This is a genomic window from Pseudomonas sp. RW407 (assembly GCF_003176655.1).
Classification (GTDB): Bacteria; Pseudomonadota; Gammaproteobacteria; order Pseudomonadales; family Pseudomonadaceae; genus Pseudomonas; species Pseudomonas delhiensis.
In genome coordinates, this window is sequence record NZ_QGSL01000106.1 from 449,216 (window position 1) to 472,204 (window position 22,989).

Annotated in this window: 17 protein-coding genes; 7 read left to right on the top strand and 10 right to left on the bottom strand. The window is 66.9% G+C overall.

From position 1 onward, the window contains the following. Window positions 1–386: nitrous oxide reductase accessory protein NosL (locus tag DK254_RS18885; RefSeq protein WP_109935002.1), on the top strand; the 386-nt coding region annotated here is incomplete at its 5' end. Here DK254_RS18885 and DK254_RS18890 read toward each other — a convergent pair. Next, on the bottom strand, window positions 383–3,235 hold the full coding sequence (locus tag DK254_RS18890; RefSeq protein WP_109935003.1) for an EAL domain-containing protein: 2,853 nt from the start codon (window positions 3,233–3,235) through the stop codon (window positions 383–385). The two genes, DK254_RS18885 and DK254_RS18890, sit on opposite strands and share 4 nt — an antisense overlap. Window positions 3,236–3,414: 179 nt before the next feature. Here DK254_RS18890 and uvrD point away from each other — a divergent pair, with 179 nt between their 5' ends. Then, window positions 3,415–5,595, top strand: a complete 2,181-nt coding sequence (gene uvrD / locus DK254_RS18895; RefSeq protein ID WP_109935004.1) for a DNA helicase II — start codon at window positions 3,415–3,417, stop codon at window positions 5,593–5,595. A 13-nt stretch (window positions 5,596–5,608) separates the two neighbouring features. Here uvrD and DK254_RS18900 read toward each other — a convergent pair whose 3' ends face one another. Then, complete coding sequence (locus DK254_RS18900) at window positions 5,609–7,501, bottom strand: sulfatase-like hydrolase/transferase (protein ID WP_109935005.1); 1,893 nt, start codon at window positions 7,499–7,501, stop codon at window positions 5,609–5,611. Between the two features lie 18 nt (window positions 7,502–7,519). Between DK254_RS18900 and DK254_RS18905 the strand changes: the two genes are divergently transcribed. Then, entirely contained in the window at window positions 7,520–8,317 is a 798-nt protein-coding gene (locus DK254_RS18905) for a 2OG-Fe(II) oxygenase (protein WP_109935006.1), read from the top strand. On the opposite strand, the gene DK254_RS18910 is transcribed toward DK254_RS18905, so the two are convergent. The 7 genes from DK254_RS18910 to DK254_RS18940 all read right to left on the bottom strand — a co-directional run bounded on the left by DK254_RS18910 (window position 8,311) and on the right by DK254_RS18940 (window position 16,641). Next, window positions 8,311–9,441 carry an acyltransferase gene (locus tag DK254_RS18910; RefSeq protein ID WP_109935007.1) on the bottom strand — a complete coding sequence of 377 codons (1,131 nt, stop codon included), beginning with the start codon at window positions 9,439–9,441 and terminating at the stop codon, window positions 8,311–8,313. The two genes, DK254_RS18905 and DK254_RS18910, sit on opposite strands and share 7 nt — an antisense overlap. A 69-nt stretch (window positions 9,442–9,510) precedes the next feature. Beyond that, complete coding sequence (locus tag DK254_RS18915; RefSeq protein WP_146219619.1) at window positions 9,511–11,118, bottom strand: hypothetical protein; 1,608 nt, start codon at window positions 11,116–11,118, stop codon at window positions 9,511–9,513. Between the two features lie 103 nt (window positions 11,119–11,221). After that, complete coding sequence (locus DK254_RS18920) at window positions 11,222–12,889, bottom strand: hypothetical protein (RefSeq protein WP_109935009.1); 1,668 nt, start codon at window positions 12,887–12,889, stop codon at window positions 11,222–11,224. Further along, window positions 12,879–14,054 (bottom strand): acyltransferase, encoded by a 1,176-nt coding sequence (locus DK254_RS18925; RefSeq protein WP_109935010.1) that lies wholly within the window; start codon window positions 14,052–14,054, stop codon window positions 12,879–12,881. The genes DK254_RS18920 and DK254_RS18925 overlap by 11 nt, the downstream gene beginning before the upstream one ends. Beyond that, the gene (locus DK254_RS18930; protein ID WP_109935011.1) at window positions 14,038–15,048 is read right to left on the bottom strand and encodes a glycosyltransferase family 2 protein; all 1,011 of its coding nucleotides are present in this window, start codon (window positions 15,046–15,048) and stop codon (window positions 14,038–14,040) included. The genes DK254_RS18925 and DK254_RS18930 overlap by 17 nt, the downstream gene beginning before the upstream one ends. Continuing rightward, on the bottom strand, window positions 15,045–15,968 hold the full coding sequence (locus DK254_RS18935) for a glycosyltransferase (protein ID WP_109935012.1): 924 nt from the start codon (window positions 15,966–15,968) through the stop codon (window positions 15,045–15,047). The genes DK254_RS18930 and DK254_RS18935 overlap by 4 nt, the downstream gene beginning before the upstream one ends. 13 nt (window positions 15,969–15,981) lie before the next feature. Beyond that, window positions 15,982–16,641, bottom strand: a complete 660-nt coding sequence (locus DK254_RS18940) for a sulfotransferase family protein (protein ID WP_256595904.1) — start codon at window positions 16,639–16,641, stop codon at window positions 15,982–15,984. Between the two features lie 200 nt (window positions 16,642–16,841). Here DK254_RS18940 and DK254_RS18945 point away from each other — a divergent pair, with 200 nt between their 5' ends. The 3 genes from DK254_RS18945 (at window position 16,842) to DK254_RS18955 (ending at window position 19,702) form a co-directional block, all read left to right on the top strand. Next, window positions 16,842–17,597, top strand: a complete 756-nt coding sequence (locus DK254_RS18945; RefSeq protein WP_074978273.1) for an ABC transporter permease — start codon at window positions 16,842–16,844, stop codon at window positions 17,595–17,597. Between the two features lie 8 nt (window positions 17,598–17,605). Beyond that, complete coding sequence (locus DK254_RS18950) at window positions 17,606–18,367, top strand: ABC transporter ATP-binding protein (protein ID WP_109935013.1); 762 nt, start codon at window positions 17,606–17,608, stop codon at window positions 18,365–18,367. 69 nt (window positions 18,368–18,436) lie between these two features. Then, a complete protein-coding gene (locus DK254_RS18955; RefSeq protein ID WP_146219620.1) occupies window positions 18,437–19,702 on the top strand; it encodes a sulfotransferase family protein in 1,266 nt (421 codons plus the stop codon). A gap of 26 nt (window positions 19,703–19,728) precedes the next feature. Here the strand turns inward: DK254_RS18955 and DK254_RS18960 are convergent, their stop codons facing one another. Next, window positions 19,729–21,486 (bottom strand): cation:proton antiporter, encoded by a 1,758-nt coding sequence (locus DK254_RS18960; RefSeq protein WP_109935015.1) that lies wholly within the window; start codon window positions 21,484–21,486, stop codon window positions 19,729–19,731. A gap of 248 nt (window positions 21,487–21,734) precedes the next feature. On the opposite strand from DK254_RS18960, the gene DK254_RS18965 reads away from it, so the two are divergent. Next, on the top strand, window positions 21,735–22,598 hold the full coding sequence (locus DK254_RS18965) for a Tim44 domain-containing protein (RefSeq protein ID WP_089393937.1): 864 nt from the start codon (window positions 21,735–21,737) through the stop codon (window positions 22,596–22,598). Window positions 22,599–22,989 lie beyond the last annotated feature (391 nt).

Here is a 22,989-nt window from a genome sequence, read left to right on the forward strand (position 1 = left end):
GCATGCTCATCGACGGCTTCCCCGGGCCCAAGGGCGAGGCCGTGAGCGCCGGCAAGGTGCGCAAGTTCTGCTCCACCGCCGAACTGCTCGGCTGGTGGCTGCAGCCGGAGAACCGCCACGACGGCCAACGCCTGTACGTGCACGACATGGCCCGCAGCGACTGGAACCACCCCGACGACCGCCACCTGATCGACGCCACCGGCGCCTACTACGTGGTGGGCATCCGGCGCCCCGGGGCGATGGGCGCCACCCTCGCCTCCTTCGCCAGCCAGGCCGACGCCGAGCGCCTGGCCAAGGCCGAAGGCGGCCGCGTGCTGCGCTTCGCCGAGATCGACCAGGCGGTGCTGCAGGGCGTGAGCGGCGACCACGCGCACCAGGCGCACTAGCCCGCCGGCTGGCCGTAGGCCTCCAGGAGGGCGGCGAAGGGCGCCGGCGCCAGCGGCGGGCTGATCAGGTAGCCCTGGATCTCGTCGCAGCGGTGCTGGCGCAGGAAATCCAGCTGCTCCTGGCGCTCCACGCCCTCGGCCACCACCTTCAGCTCCAGGCTGTGGACCATGGCGATGATGGCGCGGGTGATGGCGGCGTCCTCGCCCTGGGCGGACAGGTCGCGGATGAAGGTCTGGTCGATCTTCACGTAGTCCACCGGGAAGCGCTTGAGGTAGCTGAGCGAGGAATAGCCGGTGCCGAAGTCGTCGATGGCCAGCTTCACGCCCATCTCGCGCAGCTGGCGGAAGGTGGCGATGACGCTCTCGACGTTCTCCAGCAGCTGGCTCTCGGTGATCTCCAGCTCCAGCAGCCGCGGCGCCAGGCCCGTCTCGTCGAGCACGGTGCGCACCAGGCTGGCCAGGTTGCCCTGGCGCAGCTGGTGCACCGAGAGGTTCACCGACACCCGCAGGTCGGCCAGCCCCTGGGCCTGCCAGGCACGCGCCTGGCGGCAGGCGCGGCGCAGCACGAACTCGCCGATGGCGCCGATCAGCCCGGTTTCCTCGGCCAGCGGGATGAACTCGCTCGGCGGCACCATGCCCAGGTGCGGATGGCGCCAGCGCACCAGGGCCTCGGCGCTGTCCAGGCGGCCGTTGGCCAGGTTCAGCTTGGGCTGGTAGTGCACCTCCAGCTGGCCGTCCTCGACGGCCTTGCGCAACTGCACTTCCAGTTGCAGGCGCTCCAGGGTGCAGGCCTGGAGGTTGTCGGTGAAGAACTGGAAGGTGTTGCCGCCCAGGTGCTTGGCGTGCTGCATGGCCATGTTCGCCTGGCTCATCAGCGCGGAAATCTCCCGCGCGTTCTCCGGCAGCAGGCTGATGCCCAGGGAGGCGCTGAGCATCAGCTCCTGGCCGGCGACGCTCATCGGCATGCGCAGCCGCGTCAGCAGGCGGCTGGACAGGCGCGCCAGGGCCGAGAGGCTGGAATAGGAGTCCACCAGCACGGCGAATTCGTCGGCCGACAGCCGGGCGATGGTGTCCGCCTCCGGCACCGCCTGGGTCAGGCGTCGGGCGATCTGCCGCAGCAACTGGTCGCCGACCTCGTGGCCGAGGCTGTCGTTGAGCAGCTTGAAGCGGTCCAGGTCGATCAGCAGCAGGGCCAGGCTGCGCCCGCTGTGCCGCGCGCGCTGGCCGGCGTCGTGCAGGCGCTGCTTGAACAGGCCGCGGTTGGCCAGGCCGGTGAGCTCGTCGTAGTGCGACAGGTAGCGCAGGCGCTCCTCGGCGTCGCGGCGCGCCGTGAGGTCGGCGAAGAAGCCCACCACGTGGGACGGCTGGCCGCGGTTGTCGCGCACCATGTTCAGCTGCAGCCACTGCGGGTACGGCTCGCCGTTCTTGCGCGTCTCCAGCAGCTCGCCCTGCCAGCTGCCGACGCGCTCCAGCTCCTCGCGGATCAGCAGGTACTGGCGGCGGGTCTCGGGGTTGCCGGAGAGGTTCGCGGCGACCTCGCCGATCACCTCTTCCGGGCGGTGCCCGGTGACGCGGCTGAAAGCCTGGTTGACCGCCAGCAGGCGGTAGTCGGCATCGAGGATGACGATACCCTCGCTGGCCGCCTCGAACACGGTGGCGGCCAGGCGTTGTTCTTCCTCGCGGCGCTTGCGCGCGCTGACGTCGCAGCGGGTGCCGAGCATCCGCGTGACCTTGCCGCGGGCGTCGCGGGCCATCACCCGGCCGCGGTCCTCCACCCACACCCAGTGGCCGTCGGCGTGGCGCACGCGGTATTCGACGCGGTAGCCGTCGGTGCGCCCCCGCAGGTGGTCGGCCAGGGCCCGGCGCAGCAGCGGCACGTCGTCCGGGTGCAGCAGCGGGCGCAGGTCGGCGCGCATGCTGCGCACCGCGTCCTGGTCGAGGCCGAAGATTTCCCGCAGGCGCGAGTGATGCACCTCGTCGGTACGCAGGTTCCAGTCCCACAGCCCCAGCTCGCTGGCCTCCAGGGCCATGGCCAGGCGCGCCTGGCTGTTGCTCAGCTCGACGCTGCCGGCCTCGACCCGCGCCTGCAGCTGGTCGCGGGCCTCGCGCAGGGCGCGTTCGGCGCTGCGACGCTGCTCGACCTCGCGGGCCAGCTCCTGGTTGAGACTTTCCGCGCGGCCCTTGGCCTGCTCCAGGTGGGCCACCAGGGCGAGGGTCTGGAAGCGCCGCAGCAGGCTGCCCTGGACCAGCCGGTTGACCTGCCAGGCCACCACCAGCAGGGCCGACAGCAGGATCGAGCCGAGCAGGCCCCAGCCCTGCTGCAGGTTGCTGCCGTTGAGCAGCAGGTAGCCGATGGACGGCAGCAGGCAGGGCAAGGCGAAGGTCAGGAAGGCCGGCAGGCTCACCGCATAGGCGACGCTGGCGGAGAGGATGGCCGCGGCGATCAGGCCGAACACCAGGGCCTGCTGCAGGAAGGCATCCGGCGGCACCAGGGCGATGGCGGCGAAGGCCAGGGTCAGCCCCGAGGCGCCGGCGCCGAAGAGGAACGCCCGCTGCCAGTGCGCCTCGGCCTGGCGCGGCGGCTCGGCGTTGTGGAAGGCGGCGACCTGGATCAGCCGCATCACCGCCAGCAGCACCAGCCACACCAGCCAGCCGGCCAGCAGCAGGCCGTCCTGGCTGCGCCAGAGCAGGCCGGCGCAGGCCAGGCCGTTGAGCAGCATGAGCAGGGTCGGCACCCGCGAGCCCTGGTAGAGCAGGCGGGTGCGCTCGATGGCGAGTTCGTGGGCGTACTGCTGGCGGATCTCGGCCTGGCTGAACGGCACGGCCGAGGTATCCAGGTATGCGGTCATAGGCGGCTTTTTCTTGTAGTGGTCGGCCTTGGCGTGGCCCGAGCATAACCGAGGCGGCAGGGTCGCCCAAGCTCGGCAAAGCGGCAATATGCCAGCAATTGGCTGAACTTTCGTCGGGCAGACGCCGGACGGCGCTTCGGTTTGCCGGGCTTTCCCCGCCATCGGTAGAATGCCGCCCCATGAACGACGACCTCTCCCTCCTGCTCAACTCCCTCAACGACCCGCAGCGCCAGGCCGTGGCCGCGCCGCTGGGGCACCAGCGCGTGCTCGCCGGTGCCGGCTCGGGCAAGACCCGCGTGCTGGTGCACCGCATCGCCTGGCTGATCCAGGTGGAGCACGCCTCGCCCCACAGCATCCTGGCGGTGACCTTCACCAACAAGGCGGCGGCGGAGATGCGCGCGCGCATCGAGCAGTTGCTGGGCATCAACCCGGCGGGCATGTGGGTCGGCACCTTCCACGGCCTGGCCCACCGCCTGCTGCGCGCCCACTGGCGCGAGGCCGGGCTGCCCGAGGGCTTCCAGATCCTCGACAGCGACGACCAGCTGCGCCTGGTCAAGCGCGTGGTCCGCGAGCTGGGCCTGGACGAGCAGCGCTGGCCGCCGCGCCAGGCGCAGTGGTTCATCAACGCGCAGAAGGACGAGGGCAACCGCCCGCAGAACATCCAGGCCAGCGGCGACCTCTACCTGGCCACCATGGTCAGCGTCTACCAGGCCTACGAAGAGGCCTGCGCCCGCGCCGGCGTGGTCGACTTCGCCGAACTGCTGCTGCGCTCGCTGGACCTGTGGCGCAACGACCCCGGCCTGCTGGCGCACTACCAGCGGCGCTTCCGGCACATCCTGGTGGACGAGTTCCAGGACACCAACGCCGTGCAGTACGCCTGGCTGCGCCTGCTCGCCCGCGGCGGCGAGAGCCTGATGGTGGTGGGCGACGACGACCAGTCGATCTACGGCTGGCGCGGCGCCAAGATCGAGAACATCCAGCAGTTCGCCGACGACTTCACCGGCACCGAGGACATCCGCCTGGAGCAGAACTACCGCTCCACCGGCACCATCCTCAAGGCCGCCAACGCCCTGATCGCCAACAACCACGGGCGCCTGGGCAAGGAACTGTGGACCGACGGGGTGGATGGCGAGCCCATCACCCTCTACGCCGGCTTCAACGAGCACGACGAGGCCCGCTACATCGTCGAGACCATCGAGGACGCCCTGCGCAAGGACGGCCTGAAGCGCAGCGAGATCGCCATCCTCTACCGCTCAAACGCGCAATCCCGCGTACTGGAGGAAGCCCTGCTGCGGGAGAAGATCCCCTACCGCATCTACGGCGGCCAGCGCTTCTTCGAACGCGCCGAGATCAAGAACGCCCTGGCCTACCTGCGGCTGATCCGCCTGCGCGACGACGACGCCGCGCTGGAGCGGGTGGTCAACATCCCGCCGCGCGGCGTCGGCGAGAAGACCGTCGAGGCCATCCGCAACGCCGCGCGCCTGAACGGCACCTCCATGTGGCGCGCGATCAACGACGTGATCGCCGCCAAGGCCGTGACCGGCCGCGCCGCCAGCGCGCTCAACGGCTTCCTCGAGACCGTCGACCTGCTGGCCCAGCAGGTCGAGGGCATGCCGCTGCACCAGATGACCCAGACGGTCATCGAGCAGTCCGGGCTGATCAGCTACCACAAGGAAGAGAAGGGCGAGAAAGGCCAGGCCCGGGTGGAGAACCTGGAAGAACTGGTCAGCGCCGCCCGCGCCTTCGAGACCCCCGAGGACGAGGACATCCCGCCGCTGGTGGCCTTCCTCGACCACACCGCGCTGGAGGCCGGCGACACCCAGGCCGACGCCTTCGAGGACAGCGTGCAGCTGATGACCCTGCACAGCGCCAAGGGCCTGGAGTTCCCCCTGGTGTTCCTGGCCGGCATGGAAGAAGGCCTGTTCCCCCACAAGATGAGCCTGGAAGAGCCCGGCCGCCTGGAAGAGGAACGCCGCCTGGCCTACGTCGGCATCACCCGCGCCATGCAGCGCCTGGTGCTGACCTACGCCGAGACCCGCCGCCTGTACGGCAGCGAGACCTACAACAAGGTCTCGCGCTTCGTCCGCGAAATCCCGCCGAGCCTGATCCAGGAAGTGCGCCTGTCCAACTCGGTGAGCCGGCCGCTGTCGGGCAACCAGCGCAGCGGCAGCCTGTTCAGCGGCGCCGGCGTCCCCGAAACCCCCTTCGCCCTGGGCCAGACGGTACGCCACCCGCTGTTCGGCGAAGGCGTGATCCTCAACTTCGAAGGCTCCGGCGCCCAGGCCCGGGTGCAGGTGAACTTCGACAGCGAAGGCAGCAAGTGGCTGATGCTCGGCTATGCCAAGCTGGAGGCGGTGTAGGCCTCCAGCGCTCTCAGCGTTTGGGGCAGAGCGTCGACTGCATGTCCGCCAGGCTGTAGCCCTCCTGTTGCGGCAACAGGAACTTGCCGACCAGTAGCGGCCGGCCGATGCGCCCGGCGAAGCGCGCCCCGCCCTTGCCGTCGCTGCCGACATAGGTCGGATTGGCCAGTGGCGCGGCGCTGCCGGGCCGGCTGAGCAACTGTTCGCTGTGCATCACCGCCTTGCCGTTGAGGTACAGGGTGAAGCGGCTGGCGCCCGGGCCCGGGAAGGGGAATCCGGAGGGCGGGTTGATGGTGAAGCTGGCCACCAGCGTGTTGCACGAGCGCTCCAGCGCCAGCGGCTCGCTGTCGACCTGCACCTGCCCATGGCGCATGTGCAGGCGCCCCTGCTCCAGCCACAGACGCCACACACCGTCCTGCTCGACCAGCACCTGGCGCTCGTCGCCCGGCGCCTTGCCCAGCCCCAAGCCTAGCGAATAGGAGTCGAACACCGGTGCACGCTGGAAGTCGCGGCCGCTCAGGTAACCCGCACCAGCAGCGGTCGGCGGGTGCCAGTCCAGCGGCACCGGACGCACGCGTCGCTCCCAGTCGCGGATGCGCGCCGAAGCCTGCCCCGCGGTGAACGCCGGCATGCCGCTCTGGACTAGCGGCCCCTGGCCGACCGGCCCGCTGACCGGGGCATTCAGCACCTTGCCGTAGATGTCGCGGTAGAACAGGCCCTGGCCGGGAACGTGGCCGGCGTAGATCATGCCGAACTGCATCAGGTCGGCGCCCCAGTACAGGTCCTTGAACGGCGGCAAGGGACGTTCCTTGGCCAGCGGCGCCGAGAGGTCGCGACCGGTGAGGCCGGCGACCGGGTGTCCCCCGGCCATGCCCACCAGGGTCGGGTAGATGTCGGTGATGTGGGTCACCGAGTCGATGTCCCGGTCGTTGTGGTGGCCTGGCCAGAAGATCATCAACGGCGTGCGCACGCCGCCTTCGAGGTAGGTCGCCTTGGTCCCGGAGAGCGGGTAGTTGCTGTCCCGGTTATGGTTGGGGCTGCCATTGTCGCTGCTGAACACCACGATGGTGCGCTCGGCCTGGCCGCTTTCCCGCAGCGCGTCGAGCACCCGTCCGACGTTGTGGTCGAGCTGTTCGAGCAGGGCCAGATAGTTGCCCTCGGGAGTGTCCGGCCAGCGCTTGCGGAAACTCTCGGACGGCTGGATCGGCGTATGCGGGGCCAACAGCCACAAGTTGATGAACCAGGGCTTCTGTTCCGTGGCGCCGGCGCGGATCAGCTCCACCGCGCGGTCGGTGAGCAGATCGTCGAGGTGCCCCTGGACCTGCCGCGGCGCCTCGTCGTTGCGCTGCAGCCAGGGGTTGATGTAGGTCGGTCGACGCGCCACCAGGCGGCCCTGGGCATCGGGCCCTTGCAGGACGAAGTGGTTGAGCATTCCGTACCAGTCGTCGAAGCCCTGGTGGTTGGGACGGATTTGCGGGTATTCGAGCGCCTCGCCCAGGTGCCACTTGCCCAGGTGGTGGGTGCTGTAGCCCAGCCGCGCCAATGCCTTGGGCAGCGTCACCAGATCCGGCGACAGGCCCAGGCCGTCGGGCTCGAAGCCGATGCTCACCGGGGCCCGGCCGGTGATCAACGCGGCCCGGCTCACCGAACAGGTGCTGTCGGTGTAGTGCTGGCGGAAGCGGATCGACTGGCGGCTGAGCTGGTCGATGGTGGGCGTGCGGGCCTTGCCGTCGCCCCAGGAGCCAATGTCGTTCACCCCCAGGTCATCGGAGAGGATGAACAGGATGTTGGGCCGCTGCGACAATTCGGCAGCATTGCCCTGCAACGAACCGAACAGCAGAATGGAGCCCACCAGCAGGACCCGGGCCAGCAGCGCCGGAGCCGACTGCCGAAGATGACGGAACATGAGCAGGATTCCTGAACAATGATAAAGAGTCTCTTCCGAACGCACGGGGAGCCGAAAAGCACTCCCTGCGAGAACGGCCTTCTACTGGACTATGCCGGCCTGGAACAACGGGTCGCCGAGCAGGCGCCACGCTACCAGTCCAACAGTCCCTTTGCGCACATCGTCATCGACGACTTTCTCCCGGCCTCCACCATTTCCCGCCTTCTCGCCGAATACCCCGCCGACCAGCAGAGCCCGATCTGGAACGACGCCTCGCACCGTGACAAGAGCAGTGGCGAATACGTCCAGCAGCTCAAGCGCAACGTCCGTGACGTGCTGCGCATGCCCCCCAGCTACCGCCAACTGTTCTGGGAACTGAACTCCCAGCCCTTCCTCGCCTACCTGGCGCAGCTCACCGGCATCGGCAACCTGATTCCCGACCCCAACCTGCGCGGCGCCGGCATCCACCAGATCGCCCGCGGCGGCTTCCTCAAGGTGCACACCGACTTCTGCACCCACCGCGACTTCGGCCTCGACCGGCGCCTGAACGTGCTCATCTACCTCAACGACGACTGGCAGGCAGCCTACGGCGGCGAGCTGGAGCTCTGGGACGCGCAGATGCAGGGACCGCCGACCCGCGTCCTGCCGATCCTCAACCGCTGCGTGGTGTTCAGCACCACCGATACCTCCCTGCACGGCCACCCCCGCCCCCTCACCTGTCCCGAGGGCGTCTACCGCCGTTCCCTGGCCCTGTACTACTACACCAACGGCCGGCCGGAAGGCGAAGCCACACCGGGCTTCGCCACCCACTGGCGCGACACCCCGGACGGCTACTGAAGCAACGCGCCGGCGCTGCCTCGCGGTTCCGCCGGGGCAGTGCCGGCGTAGCGCCGCTTCAGGCGCAGGAACGGCCGCTCCAGCAGGTAGAACGACAGGCTGGCCAGCAGCAGTGTCAGCAGCGAACCCGGGCCCAGGATGGTCCAGGGCGAAGCGCCGCCGTCGCGCATGAACACGTAGATCGGGAAATGCCACAGGTAGAGCCCGTAGGAAATCCGCCCCAGCCAGGTCAGGCCAGGCAGGCTGAGCAGGCGCTCGACCCAGCCGCCGCGGTTGCAGAGCACGTTGAGCACCAGGCACGCCGCGCTGAGCTCGACCCCAGCCAGCATCCAGTAGTACAGGCGCATGTCCACCCAGTAATGCGCCCGGCTGGCGACCCCCGCCAGGTACAGCACCGCCACTACCGCCAGCACGCCGAGCAGGCGCCCGGCCCAGGGCCGGCGTAGCGCCTGCAGCAGCCCGAAGCTCTCGGCCAGGCCCAGGGCACAACCGACCATCAGCGCATCCAGGCGGGTGTCCAGGCCGTTGTACAAGCGATCCGCCTCCGCGCCCTGCCAGGCCAGCAGCACACGCCAGCCCCAGGACGCCAGCGCCAGGCCCAGGGCCACCAGCACCAGCCGGCGCGCACCGCCGAGGTAGCGCAGCAGCCCCAGCAGAAGCAGCGGCCAGAACAGGTAGAACTGCTCCTCCATCGCCAGCGACCAGGTATGCCCCAGCCCTTCCACCGGATTCAGCGAAAAGGCCCGCGCCCAGTTGCTGGTGTAGCTGGCCGCCAGCGCCACGCTTTGCAGGTAGCGTTCGAGCACCTTGCCGTCGAAATTCCACAGGCAGTAGCCGAGGAACACCAGCAGCAACAGGCTGAACGCCGGCAATAGGCGCAGGCAGCGGCGCAGGTAGAAGCGGCGCAGGCTGATGCCGCCGCTGTCGCGGTACTCCTCGACCAGCAGCAGGCTGATCAGGAAACCGCTCAGCACGAAGAACAGGTCCACCCCGATCATGCCGCCGGTCAGGGCGGCGGGCCAGGCGTGGAACACCATCACCGTCAGCACGGCGCAACCACGCAACCCGTCCAGGCCCGGCATGTGGGCCGGGCGCGGAGCTGTGTGGCGATCAGTGATATTCATCGGCGCAGAACCCGCGCCGGCCCAAGGCCGGCAATCCAGCGCCCCGTACCTGCCGCAGGCAGGGAAACATCAGCGGCAATAGGTCTGCACACGAGGCTCACCGAACACGTAGCCATCGAACAGCTTGCGGCCCGCTGTTAGCGAGTAAGTGTCGAGTACCGTTCGGCCCAGCAGCGCCACCCCGGTCACCTTCTGCTCGCCATCCACGAAGAATACATAGCGGTAATGCTTGCCACCGGCGCTTCCCAGCTTGCCCTGGACCTGCGAGGCCTGGTGAGCGGCGTCTACCTGCCTGGCGTCCAGTTGCTCCACCGGGCAGGGCGTGGCCTGAAGCCCTGCGATGGGCTGGCCGATGCTGTTGGCCGGGAAGGCGGAGGCCGCGCTGAAGATGGAGACCCCGGCCTGGCGCGCATTGCCGAAGTAGCGACGCATTTCGTCGGCGCTGGCGAACGGGAACAGCCGCGCCGGCGCCTGCGGGTCATCGATCCCCATCTGCAGCCCCAGGGCCAGCACGGCCTTGGCGTGAGGAGCCAGGGAAATCGGATCCGGATCGTGGAAGTACAGGGCGCGCTGCTGTTGCCCGGTCAACAGCGCGGCAACCAGCAGGAACAGCACCCGGGCCGCGGCCTGTGCCTTGAAACGCAGTTGCCAACGCGCCACCACCAGGATCAGCAAGGCGCTCCACATGCTCAGCGCCGGCGTGGTGTAGCGGCTGGAGGCCGCCAGTTCGATGTTGAACAGCGAACGGCCGAAGGCAGTGGCGCCCGCGGTACAGAAGATGAACAGCACGTAGGCCAGCAGCCCCAGGGCGAACGGCGAACGTCGCAACGGCGACACCAGCAGGTAGAGGCTCAGCAGCACCGCGCCGAGCCCGGCGGCGACGGCCACCTGGATGTTGCCGAAGACCCAGTAGAAGGGATTGCCCAGGTAGGCCAGCGCATAGGCGATGACCTTGAACGGATGATTAACCAGCAGGCTGGGGCCGAACTTGCGCCCGGGCGTTTCCTCGTAGCCGAAGAAAAACAGCCCGATCGCCAGGGCCGCGGCTACAACGACCAGCGCCGTACGGCGCCAGGAGCGCGTGGTGATAGCGGTGAGCAGGACCAGGATCGGCAGGGCGAAGATGCCATTGGCCATCGAGAAGGCGCTGCAGAACCCCAGGACCAGGCTGGCCAGCGCCCAGCCGGCGTTGCCGCCATGCTCGACGCTGCGCCCATGGGCGTAGAAGCACAACAGAGGGAACAGGTAGACCAGGTAGAACTGGCTCTGGAACTCCCAGGTGATGTTCTGCCACTGCATCCACGCCAGGCTGGTCATGCTCAGGCAGGCCAGCAGCAGCATCCGAACGTCCGGGCTGGCCGTGCCGAGGATGCGCAGGGCATAGCGGTACAGCGTCCAGCATATCGCCAGCATCAGCGCTATGTTCAGCGGGATGAGCAGCAGATTGCGGCCGCCGAAGTAGTGCATGTCCAGCCAGAAGAAGATCTTCGAGAAGAAGATTCTGTGGTCGTAATGCTGGTGCCACCAGGCCCAGGGATCGGTAAGCGACCTCAGGTAGAAGTTGACGATGCCTTCCCAGCTGTCGCTGAGGGGCACCGGCGAATAGTTCAGCCAGGCGCCGTAGACTGTCGAGGCGAGGAACCACAGCGCGGCCAGGACCGCCAGCCAATGGAACACGCGGGAAGTCACTCTGTTCGCAGATTGCACCGTGTCATCCGTTTTCTTGTTGTACAGACTGCCGATCAAAGCAGGGTCCTCCGGCCGACGGGCCGTCTTGGAGTCAGAAGGTCTCAAGGCACTTGGCCGAAGCGAATTCGCCGGCCCCGACGAGAAACGCCTGGAACAGGCTCGGCGGACGCCGCTCGAGGGTCAGCCAGGGCAGGTTGTCTATCACGCCCAACCCAACCACGCGCCCGCTGTCGTCGCCCAGCGCCAGGTAATCGAAGCGGCGCGCCTGCGCCTCGGGCAGCGTGCCGCTGACCCGCAGGATCCCGCCGCTGGCGCTGCTCCACGCCTCTGCGCGCGCGTCCCGCACCTCGCAGGGCCGGCCTGACAGTTGCCCGATATCGCGTCCGAGCAACGCCGCCAGAGCAGAAAGATCCGAATGCGGATCGTCGAAAATGGAAATCCTGGCGGCACGGGCACGCTGGAATTGTTCCCGCGCCTCACCGGCGCCGAGCTGGCCCAAGGGCTTCTCGCTTTCGCCCAACTGATAAGACAACAGTGCGGCCTGCCGGGCCTTGTCGGGCACTGCCCAGTAGTCGATACGCAGCGTATTGAACTGACCCGCTAGCAGCACCAGGAACACCGCGAGAAAAGCCAGTGCCGGTACCCAGCGCGACAAGCGCCAGGCATCCGGCAACAAGCGCAGCGACAACAGCAGCAATGCCGCCCACATGAGCAACGCCGGAGTGGTATAGCGGCTGACCAGGGCCGTGTCGTAACCCATGAAGCTACGCCCCAGGCTGGTCAAGCCGGCGCTGATCACCACGTAACCGACGAAGCCCAGCAGTGCCAGGCAGAAGGGGTCGCGGCGGCTGCGCAGGCAATTCACCAGCAAGGCCGCAAACAGCGCCAGGCCCAGGTAGCCCATCGTCATTGCGAGGGGCACCTTGCCGTCCACAGCCATTGCCGGGGCCCCACCGAGGTAACAAGCCATGTAGTTGACGAAGGGCAGCGTATGCTCGACCAGGATCCGCAGGCCCAGATCGGTGGCAGGCCCTTTCACGTAGTCGGAGAAATACAGCCCCCACACCAATACAGCGGTGAGCAGACAGATGGCGAAGCGCCGGCCGGGCCCCCAGCGCAACAGGCTGAAGACGGCCATCACCGGCAGGCAGAACAACCCGCTGATCATGCTGAAGGTAGCCAGGACGCCCAGGGCGAGAGCCCCCCAGAAAGCCCTCCAGCCCTGCTCGGCGCGCGCCAGCCAGTAAAGCGCCAGCAACGGCAGTGCGAAGGCAGCGATGAACTGGTTCTGGAAAGGTGATGCGGCGTTATCGTGCTGCAGCCATGAGAAGCACATCAACGCCAAGGTGCAGTACAGCAACCAGCGTCCCTGCACCGAGTATCCGGGGAACAGCCGGCGCGAAAAGGCCACCAGCGTCGCCCAGGCCAGCCCCAGCAGCAGGAAATTCAGCACAACCAGAATGACGGCGCGGCCGGCGAAGTAACGCAGGTCCAGCCAGAAGAACAGCTTGGAAAGAAGAATCCGGTGCTCGTTATGCTGGCGCCACCAGGCCTGGAAGGACTCCGAGTCCAGGTAGAAGCCTATGTAGCCGGTCCAGGAGTCCAGGTAGGGGATGGGCGAATAGTGCACCCAGGCGAAATAGGCCAATGACAGCAGGAACGCCAAGGCAGCAGTTCCCGCCAGCAGGCAAGAAACACCCAGCAGAGGCAGGGCCCGCTCGCGATTATCCGGCAGCATGGCGGCTGCATCAGCGCGCATCCGTCGCGCCCTCCATCGCCACCGGCTTGCTGGCGAAGACCGGCAGGCGGGCCTTCAGGTTGAGGAATGGCCGCTCGATGCAGCGGTAGCAGGCGAAGGACAGCAGCCAGATGAGCGGCAGGCTCCCCACCAGGGCCAGCCAGTGCAGTGGCTGCAAGGGCGTGGCCATTTGCTGGGTGGCCAGGCGTACCCAGTACAGCAGGTAGAATTGCACGGGAACATGCACCAGGTAGAGGGAGTAGGAAATCTTTCCGGCATGCTCCAGCAGCGGGTTGAGCAACAGCGATCTGACGCCGCCACGCAGGTGCAGGCTGCACAACAGCAGGCAGCCCCAGAGCAGGGCCTCCAGGTTGTGGTACATGGGCAGGCGGTCCATGGCCGGGCGCTGCCCGACCTGTCCATACCAGGCCAGCAACGTCAGCAGCGCTGCCAGCGCCACGCCGCCAACGAGCCCGGCCACGCCGCGGCGCCCGAGCCATCGCGTCGACCAGCCGGTGTTGTACAGCCAGGCGAAGAGCGCCCCCGCGAGGAAGGCGCCCCCTCGGCCGAACAGAGAGTCAGCGACGCTCCAGTGCCCGGGAGCCGCCAGCCATTGTCGATCGCTGAGCAGATACAGGTGCGCCCCGGCCCAGGCCAGCAAGGCCAGGGCCACCATCCAGCGACCCAGCCGCCAGCGCAGCAGCAGCATGGCCCAGGGCAGCAGCAGGTAGAACTGAATCTCGGTGCACAGTGACCACCAAGGCACGCTGAAGGGGAACAGGCCGAAACCGACCGGGATGAAGAACAGCGCCTTCAGGGCATCCGCACTACCAGTGAAGAGCCAGGCGACCAGGATAGCCAGGTAGTACAGCGGCAGGATGCGCAAGGCGCGCGCCCAGTAGAAACGCCGGATATCGATGTCCCGGCGCTGCCGCAGCGCTTCCAGGAACGGCAGGCTGAGCAGGAAGCCGCTGAGCACGAAGAACAGCGTGACGCCGGTATTGCCGGCGGCGATTATCTTCATCCACGCCGGCGCCGCAGCGCCCAGGCCGTGATCGCCACGGTCGCCGAAAAGAATGCCGAAATAGTGGAAGCCGATGACCAGCAGGACCGCCCAACCGCGCAGCGACTCCAGTTCCGGCAGGTAGTGCGCAGGCCGGCGCAGCCCCTCAATGGTCTGCGACATGGCCCAGGGCCTGCAGCGATTCGCGCTTGATCTGCTCGTCGGCGAAGGGATCGCGCCCATCGTTGGCGAAGCGCTGGAAGCGCTTCTGCGCCCACTCGGCGGACCGCTCCAGGAAGCGCATCGCCGGCCATTTGAACTGCCCTAGCAGCAAGGGCTCCAGGGTCGGGGAATGGTAGGGCAGGCCGCGAATCGCCAGGTACTCCTCCTGCTGCCGCTGGAGGATCTGTTCTCGGCGGCCGGATTCGGAGGTGGTCACGCCACCATGCAGTTGGTGGAAGGAGCCTTCCCCGGCCAGCACCACCAGCTGGGTAGCGGGAAGCATCGCCAGGCGCCGGTAGATGTCCAGGTTCAGCATGCCGCCGCCGGGGCACTGGAAGCGCTCGTCGGCCTGGCCGATCTCGCGGAAGCATTCGGCGCTCGCGAACAGGCAGTTGCACTCCATGAACGGCTGCAAGGCCCCACGCGCGTTGCCGGGGCTCCAGCAGGCGATGTCGAACAGGCCATAGCCGTTGCGCGGCCAGTCCACCGACTGCAGCAGGTTTATCTCGCTGGCTTCCGAATAGCCGTTGGTCAGGTGGAACTGCTGATCGTGCTCGCCCAGGTGGAAGCCCGGCACCGCCACCAGCGCCTGCTCGTTCATGCGGAAGGCCATCAGGGCATGCCTGATCACCCCCGGGGTGACCATGCGTGCCCCGTCGATCAGCAGCCCGATATAGCGCCCCCGGGCCTGGGCGAAGGCGAAATTGATCGCCGCCGCCGGCGATACCCCCGGCTCGTCCCGCAGGAAGTAGCGGAAGTCGCCCGGCAACTCCGCGATGGCCTGGGCATCCAGGGTGCGCGCGGAGCGGTTCTCCACCACTATCACTTCGTAGTCGGCGGCATCGGCATCCTGCTGGTAGTCGCTGGCCAGGCTGCGCAAGGTGTTCAGCGCCTGGCGCTGCATGTCGTAGGCGATGACGATGATCGATAGCAGGGGCTGGCGTTGCTCGCTCATTGCGGCCGTACCTGGGTCAGCGAATGTTCGAGGAAACGCAGCACGTGCGGGTGCGGCGAACCCAGCAGGATCGGCCGTACGCTCGGCGGCGAACGGTCGTCGCCGCGAATCTCGCGGTCCTGGTCGTCTAGTTGCTTGTAGACCCGCTCGCGCTCTTCCCTCAGGGTGCCGGTGGTCACGCCGCCGTGGAACTGGTGGAAGGAGCCTTCGCTGTAGAGCAGGTAGAAAGGCGTATCGGGCATCTCGAGGAGGCGCTTGTACAGGTCGAGGTTGGCGTTGCCGCCGCCGAAGTCGTTGTAGCGCGGGTTTACCCCGCCGAGCTGGCGCCACTTGCGCCGCGACATGGCGATGAAGTTGCTCTCGTAGTTGGCCTGGAAGAAGCCGCCCCGGCATGAACCGCTGAGTACGGCGATGTCGAACAGCCGATAGCCGTTCTCCGGCCAGTTGATCTGCCGCAGCAGGCCCGCCTCGACCTCCTCGTTGTAGCCCTCGTTCACCGCCACCTGCTGCAGCTTGTGGCCGATGTGGTAGCCAGGAGCGGAGACTGCCGCATGGGGCTCCAGGCGGAAGGCATCGAGAGCGCCCTTGATCACTCCTGGGGTCACCATGCGCGCGCCGTCGATCATGATCGCCAGATGGCTGCCGCGGGCCACCGAGGCACCGAAGTTGATCGCATGCACAGGCGTGCGTTCGGTCTCCTGGCGGTGGTAGTAGCGGACGTTGCCGCCCTGCGCCAGGGCCCGTGTGGCCCCTAGCAGGCGGTCCGAGTGGTTCTCCACCACTATGACTTCGTAGTCGCTCTCGCGAACGCCGCGCTGATAGCGCACGCTCAGCGAATGCAGGGTCCGTTCGGCCTGGTCGGGCATCTTGTAGACGATCAGGACGATCGACAGCTTGGGTCTGCGCAGCAATGACAGCATGGGAACTCCGGCCTCAGCGGGCGATGGCCTGAAGTTGCCGGTAGATCTTGTCGATCTGCGCGGGCAAGGCTTCGGCCTGCTGCGTCACATGATGGCGCAGTTCGGCGCTGAAGAACCGCTCCTCGGGCAAGCGCTGCAGTGCCAGCTCATCAAGCACCCCGTTGAGCTTGCGGTGCAGCACCGCTTCGTCCTCGTCGAAGCACAGCACCGGGAAGGCGGCCTGCCGGTGCAGGTCCAGCAGACGCTGGTTGTAGGCCGCCCAGATGGCGAAGGCGCGCTCGCGCGGCATGCCGCCGCGGGCATCCAGGGACTGCGCCACGGCCTGCGGGTGGCGGAAGATGCCAACATAGCCCAGGGAAGGCAGCAGCTGCTGCCAGCCCTCGATCACCAGGACCGCCCGCGGGTCCTTGAACCCCCAGCGCGGCACCTCGCGGTAATCGTCGATCAGCGCCCGGGCTTCGGCGAACTCGGCATCACTCCAGCGGATCGGCACGTCGGGCGGGTTATCCCAGGCGAAGCCACGAGCCGCCAGGACGCGATCGTGGAAGCCGACGATGTCGAGGTTCTCGCGGTTGCCCTTGAGGTTGTGCGGGTTCCAGGTGCTGTGCTTGCCCAGCTCGAGGCCGGCCTGCTGCAGCGAACCGGTCAGGAAACTGGTGCCGCTACGATGCATTCCGACCACCATCAGGGTAGTGGCGGGCAGCTGCGGGGCCGTTTCACCCTTTGATTTGAACAAGGCTTGAATGAACCGCATCCTGAGCTCTTTTTGTTGGTTTTTTGTTAATTCGGCAGGGATCGCACGAAAATCGCGAGGCTTTTCTGGAACCGCATTGTGGTTAAATGGATACCCCATTTCAATCCAATAAAAAAGAAATGAAGTACAGGGATATCGTCCTCTACGGCGTCTACACCGATCTGCGTACCGAGGTGGCCCGGCGCTTCCTGGGGTTCCTCTGGTGGATCATCGAACCGGTGATGTACATGGGGGCTTTCTACATCGTCTTCGGCCTCGCCCTGCGCCAGAACACCCCCGGCTACGTCCCGATGCTACTGTCGGGCATGGTGGTCTGGAAATGGTTCGACGGCTCAGTCCGACTGGCCAGCAACGCCCTCTCGGCGAATGCCGGGATCATCCAGCAGATCTACGTGCCCAAGTACGTGTTCGCGCTGATCCCCATCCTCAGCAACACCTTCAAGTTCCTGATCATCCTCGGCCTGCTGATCGTCGCCCTGCTCGCCAGCGGCCATGTGCCGAGCGTGCACTGGCTGGGACTGTTACCGGTGATGCTGGTGCAGTTGTTTCTTATCGTCTCAATCGGCTTCCTGCTCGCCGCCATCCTGCCCCTCGCACCCGACTTAAAGCAGGTTGTGGATAATGTGCTGATGCTGATGATGTTCCTCTCTGGCGTGTTCTTCAGCGTCGACCACCTGCCCGAGAAGATGAAGCTGTTCTTCAACCTCAACCCGATGGCGCCGGTGATCACCGCGTACCGGGACATGCTCCTGCACAACGCCTGGCCATCCTGGGCCAGCCTGGCCTACGTGATACTGGTTTCGTTGCCGATCTTCGCGGTCGCGTGCGGCTTGCTGCACTACTATGACCGTAAATACGCCAAGCTGATGCTGTGAGGCCAGTAGTGAAGAACGATGTCATCCTCACCGCCGATCGCATAAGCCTCTGCTATCGCCAGCGCACCGGCGTGCTGCGTTACGAAAAATTCTGGGCGCTCCAGGACGTGTCCTTCGAACTCCACGAGGGCGAGACCCTGGGCCTGATCGGCGGCAATGGCGCCGGCAAGAGCACCCTGCTGCGGGTCATCGCCGGCATAGTCGAGCCCAACCACGGCCGCATCCAGCGCCACAAGCGCCTGGTGGCCAGCCTGCTGGCCCTGAACGTGGGCTTCAAGACCGACCTGTCCGGGCGCGACAACGCCATCATCGGCGGCCTGTTGCTAGGCCTGTCCGCCCGACAGGTCCGTACTCGCCTCGATGAAATCCGCGAATTCAGCGGCCTGGAGAACTTCTTCGAACAGCCGGTGGCCAGCTATTCCACCGGCATGCGCGCCCGCCTGGGCTTTTCCGTGGCCATGCACGCGGACCCGGACATCCTGCTGATCGACGAGGTGCTCGGGGTCGGCGACCAGACCTTCAAGGATCGTTCGCAGCAGGCGATGCAGGAGAAGATCCGCTCGAACAAGACGGTGGTCCTGGTCTCCCACAGCCTCGACGCGGTGAGCAAGCTGTGCGACCGGGTGCTATGGATCGAGAAAGGCAAATCGATCGACTGCGGCGCGACCGACGAGGTGCTCGGGCATTACGACCGGGTGATCAAGGAAGTGGTACGTGAACAACGCAAGGCCCAGCGAGAGGCATTGATGGCCAAGGCCGATCCGGCGTAACGCGGAGCGGCCGATCAAGGGGGCACATTGATAATGACAACAACAAGAAAAGTCCTGGTCGTTCTCGGTATGCACCGTAGCGGCACCAGTGCGATTACCAAGGGATTGGAACTGCTCGGCGTGGAGCTGGGCAACAACCTGATGCCGGCAGCGAAGGGCAACAACGAGCGCGGCTTCTTCGAAGACCTGGATATCCACAACTTCAACCAGCAGCTCATCAGCGAAGTCCTGGACAACGACTGGGACAGGCTCGAGCCCCTGCAGCTGGACAGGCTGGGGGCCGAACACAGGTCCGCAGCGCAGCGCCTGCTGGCGGAAAAGCTGCCCGAACGCCGCCCCTTCGCCTTCAAGGATCCCCGGGTCAGCCTGCTGCAGCCCTTGTGGGAATCGGTATTCGACAGCCTCGCCATCGATCATCGCTACCTGATCTGCGTGCGCAACCCGCTGAGCGTTGCCGGCTCGCTGTTCAAGCGTGACAGGCTCCACCCGCTGAAGGCCCAGTTGCTGTGGTGCCATTACATGCTGGCCGCCTTGCGGCATACCCAGGGCAAGCCCCGTGTCTTCGTGGATTTCGACTTGCTGTTCGAAGAGCCGCTCAACGAACTCGAGCGAATCGCGAAAGCCTTCGAACTACCTCAGCCTGACCGGGCGGCGGCAGACGTGCGCGCTTATGCCACCGACTTCCTGGCGCCGGCCCTGCGCCACAACCACAGCCACGATGAGCAACTCGAAGACCCGCGCCAGGCGTTGGCGCTGACCAGAGACCTGTTTCGGCTCCTGAAGCGCCAGGCCGATGCCTGCTGCGCGGATGAAATCGACGACGGGCAGCTGCGGGAACTGGAGAGCCGCTACGAGGAGCTGCTGCCGATTCGCCAGGACCTGGATCGAATCTACAGCGACCGGGACCGGCTCGAGACGCACCTGCTCATGATCAGCAACGATCACTTCAACCTGCTCGAGAACACCGACGGAATCTCCCGCCCGGTGTCGCTGGACGCATGGCGGGAGTACTACGCGAAGGAACTGCGCAAGGATCTCATACAGGCCCGCCGCGAAGAGGCCCATCACCGGCAGCTCCTGCAACACGAATGCTGGCGGCTGGAGGATCAGCTGAAAATCGCCCAGTCGCAGAAAGAAAGCGTGCAACTGGAGTTGCAGCGCATCTACATGAGCAACTCCTGGCGCCTCACCGAGGCGTTGCGTGCTCTCAGGCGCGCCCTGGTGACAACGCCCCTGAAGCTGCTGCGCGGCGAGGTGAAGATCAACCCTGGCAAGCCGCAGGCAACGGACCTGGACCGGCTAGGCTACGAAACCGACGCCGAAGCCGGTCGCTGACAATCCACCGCCCCCACCGGGCGGGCTCAATGCCCGCCCTTGCCCTGCTCCAGGGTTTCCAGCAGGGCGATCTGCATCCGCGAGTGCAGGCGGATGAACCAGCGCCAGCCCACCGCCAGCGCCAGCGCGGCCACCAGGCCCACCACCACCAGCAGCTCGCCCGGCGGCAGGATGCTCGAGCTGAGCGCCGCCAGCAGCAGCATCATGCCGCCCAGGGACAGCAGCGGGATCATCTCGGCGATCACCCGGCGCACCCGCGCGGTGTGGCGCCCGGCGCTCTCGGCCTTCACGCCCATCTCCGCCAGCAGCATGGCCAGGGCCTTGAGCTTGCGGTAGGCGGCGATCAGGAAGGGCAGCGACAGCAACAGCGCGGCGCCCCAGATCAGCGCCTTGTGCAGCGCCTCGTGCTCGACCCAGTTGGCCAGCCACTCGGCGATCCGCCCGGCGAAGAACGCCAGGCCGAAGAAGATGGCGATCACCAGCACCAGGTTCACCCCAACCTGCAGCAGGATGCGCCGGATCATCCCGGCCAGCACCGCCTTGTCGCCGCGCGGACGGATGCTGCGCAGCCATTCGCCGTACAGGCCGAACACCCGCACCATGGGCGAAGGCAGGGTGCGCCCCAGGTACAGCGCCAGGGGGTCGGCGGAGCGGATCAGGTAGGGCGTCAGCAGCGTGGTGATGGCCGACACCCCGACCACCACCGGGTAGAGGAAGTCGCTGGTCACCCCCAGGCTCATGCCCAGGGCGGCGATGATGAAGGAGAACTCGCCGATCTGCGACAGGCCCATGCCCACGCGCATCGAGGTGCGCCCGTCGTTGCCGGCGATGAAGGCGCCGGTGCCGCAGGACACCAGCTTGCCGAGCACCACCACCAGGGTGATGACCAGGATGGGCGCGGCGTAGTCCACCAGCACCCGCGGGTCGATGGTCAGGCCGATGGCGACGAAGAAGATGGCGCTGAACATGTCGCGCACCGGCTCCATCAGCCGCTCGATCTGCAGCAGCTGGCGCGACTCGGCCATGATCGCGCCGATCAGGAAGGCGCCCAGCACCACGCTGTATTCCAGCTTGATCACCAGCAGGCAGAAGCCGAAGCACAGGCCGAGCACCGTCACCAGCAGCATCTCGTTGCTCTCGAACTTCGCCACGTAGGCCAGCAGGCGCGGCACCAGCAGGATGCCGACGACCAGCGCCACCACCATGAACAGGCTCAGCTTGCCCACCGTGGAGGCCACCTGGTCGGCCTCCACCGTGCCGCTCACGGCGATGCCGGAGAACAGCGCGATGATGCCGATGCCGAGGATGTCCTCGATGATCAGCACGCCGAAGATCAGCTGGGCGAAGCGCTCGTTCTTCAGCTTCAGGTCGCCCAGCACCTTGATGATGATGGTGGTCGAGGACATCGCCAGGATGGCGCCGAGGAACAGCGAGTCCATGGTGTTCCAGTCGAACAGCCGGCCGATCTCGAAGCCGGCCCAGATCATCAGGGTGATCTCCAGGAAGGCGGCGATGAAGGCCGTGGCGCCGACCTGGAACAGCTTGCGCAAGCTGAACTCCAGGCCCAGGCAGAACATCAGGAAGATCACTCCCAGTTCGGCGAGGGTCTTGATGGTCTGCTCGTCGTGGACCAGGGCGAAGGGCGGCGTGTGCGGGCCGATGATCACCCCGGCGATGATGTAGCCGAGCACCACCGGCTGCTTGAAGCGGTGGCAGAGGATGGTGACGAAGCCGGCGATCAGCATGATCACCGCGAGGTCCTGGATGAAGTCGATGGCGTGCATGGCGGCGGTCCTCGCGCGATGAGACAGTGGGGGATCGCGCGACCAGCGGCCCCGCTAGGCCGCCAGACTATCAAACGGCCAGCGTCTTCGAGGCCGCTGAAAAACCCGGTAACAGACGTTCCCGCTGGCGCCGCCCGCTGCGCCCGGATGACGCAGGGGCAATAGCCGGAAACAAAATCCGGCTGGCCGCTGGCGGCCAGGCTCGGCAACATGGCGCGCGTCGTATTCCAACCAAGAGAATGACCCCGATGAAGCGCTTTCTCAGCCTTGCCATGGCCTTCTGTGTCGCCGTGACGCTCAGCCTCGACGTCAATGCCGCCAAACGGTTCGGCGGCGGCAAGAGCATGGGCTCGGCGCCCAGCCACCAGACCCGCCAGGCGCAGCCGAACACCGCCCCGAACACCCCCAACGCCGCCGCCCCCGCAGCCGGTGCGGCCGCAGGCGCCGCCGCGGCCGGCGGTGCGTCGCGCTGGCTCGGCCCGCTGGCCGGCATCGCCGCCGGCGGCCTGCTGGCCTCCATGTTCATGGGCGACGGCTTCCAGGGCATGCAGTTCCTCGACATCCTGATCATCGCCCTGATCGCCTTCGTCGTCTTCCGCTTCATCGCCGCCCGTCGCCGCCAGCAGGCGCAGCCGGCCATGGCCGGGCACGCCCCGCTGCAACGCGAGATGCCGGCCGCCCAGCCGTCGCCGTTCGGCGCCACCGCCCGTGCGGCCGCCGCCGCCCCGGTGATCAACGCACCGAGCTGGTTCGACGAGCAGCGCTTCGTCGGTGCCGCCCGCGAGCACTTCCTGTCCCTGCAGCAGCACTGGGACGCCAACGAGATGGACAAGATCGCCGAGTTCGTCACCCCGCAGATGCTGCAGTGGCTGAAGCAGGAACGCGCCGAACTGGGCGACGGCTACCAGTCCACCTACATCGACAACCTGCAGGTGCAGCTGGAAGGCGTCGACGACCAGGCCGACAAGACCATCGCCACCCTGACCTTCAGTGGCCTGTCCAAGACCTCGCGCTTCGACCAGGGCGAAACCTTCAGCGAAAGCTGGCGCATGGAGCGCGCCCAGGGCCAGGACCAGCCCTGGCTGCTGGCAGGTATCCGCCAGAACGGCTGATAGCTTCTGCCGTAGCGCTGTCCGCTTAAGCAAGACAGAACGCCGTTTCCCTTCCGGGAAACGGCGTTTTCGTTCCTGGCCGGTATGCACTGGCCCTGTGGGAGCGAGACAGCCATCCGTGCCAGGGTGTCCGGCGCGGCCGGTGAGTCCAATCGCGGACGAAGTCCGCCCCTACGCCCCCACCGCTGTCCCACCTGTAGGAGCGCGCCCTGCGCGCGATTCGCGGGCAGGGCCCGCTCCTACGACCGTGCGTCCTGGAACCGTGGGAACGGACTTTGTCCGCGATTTGGCGGATAACGCCGTAGGCGTTATGCGCCCTACGGGTTTCCAGCGAAACCTCCGAGCGCACCGGAACACCCCTCTCCCCCAGGGAGAGGGCTGGGGTGAGGGT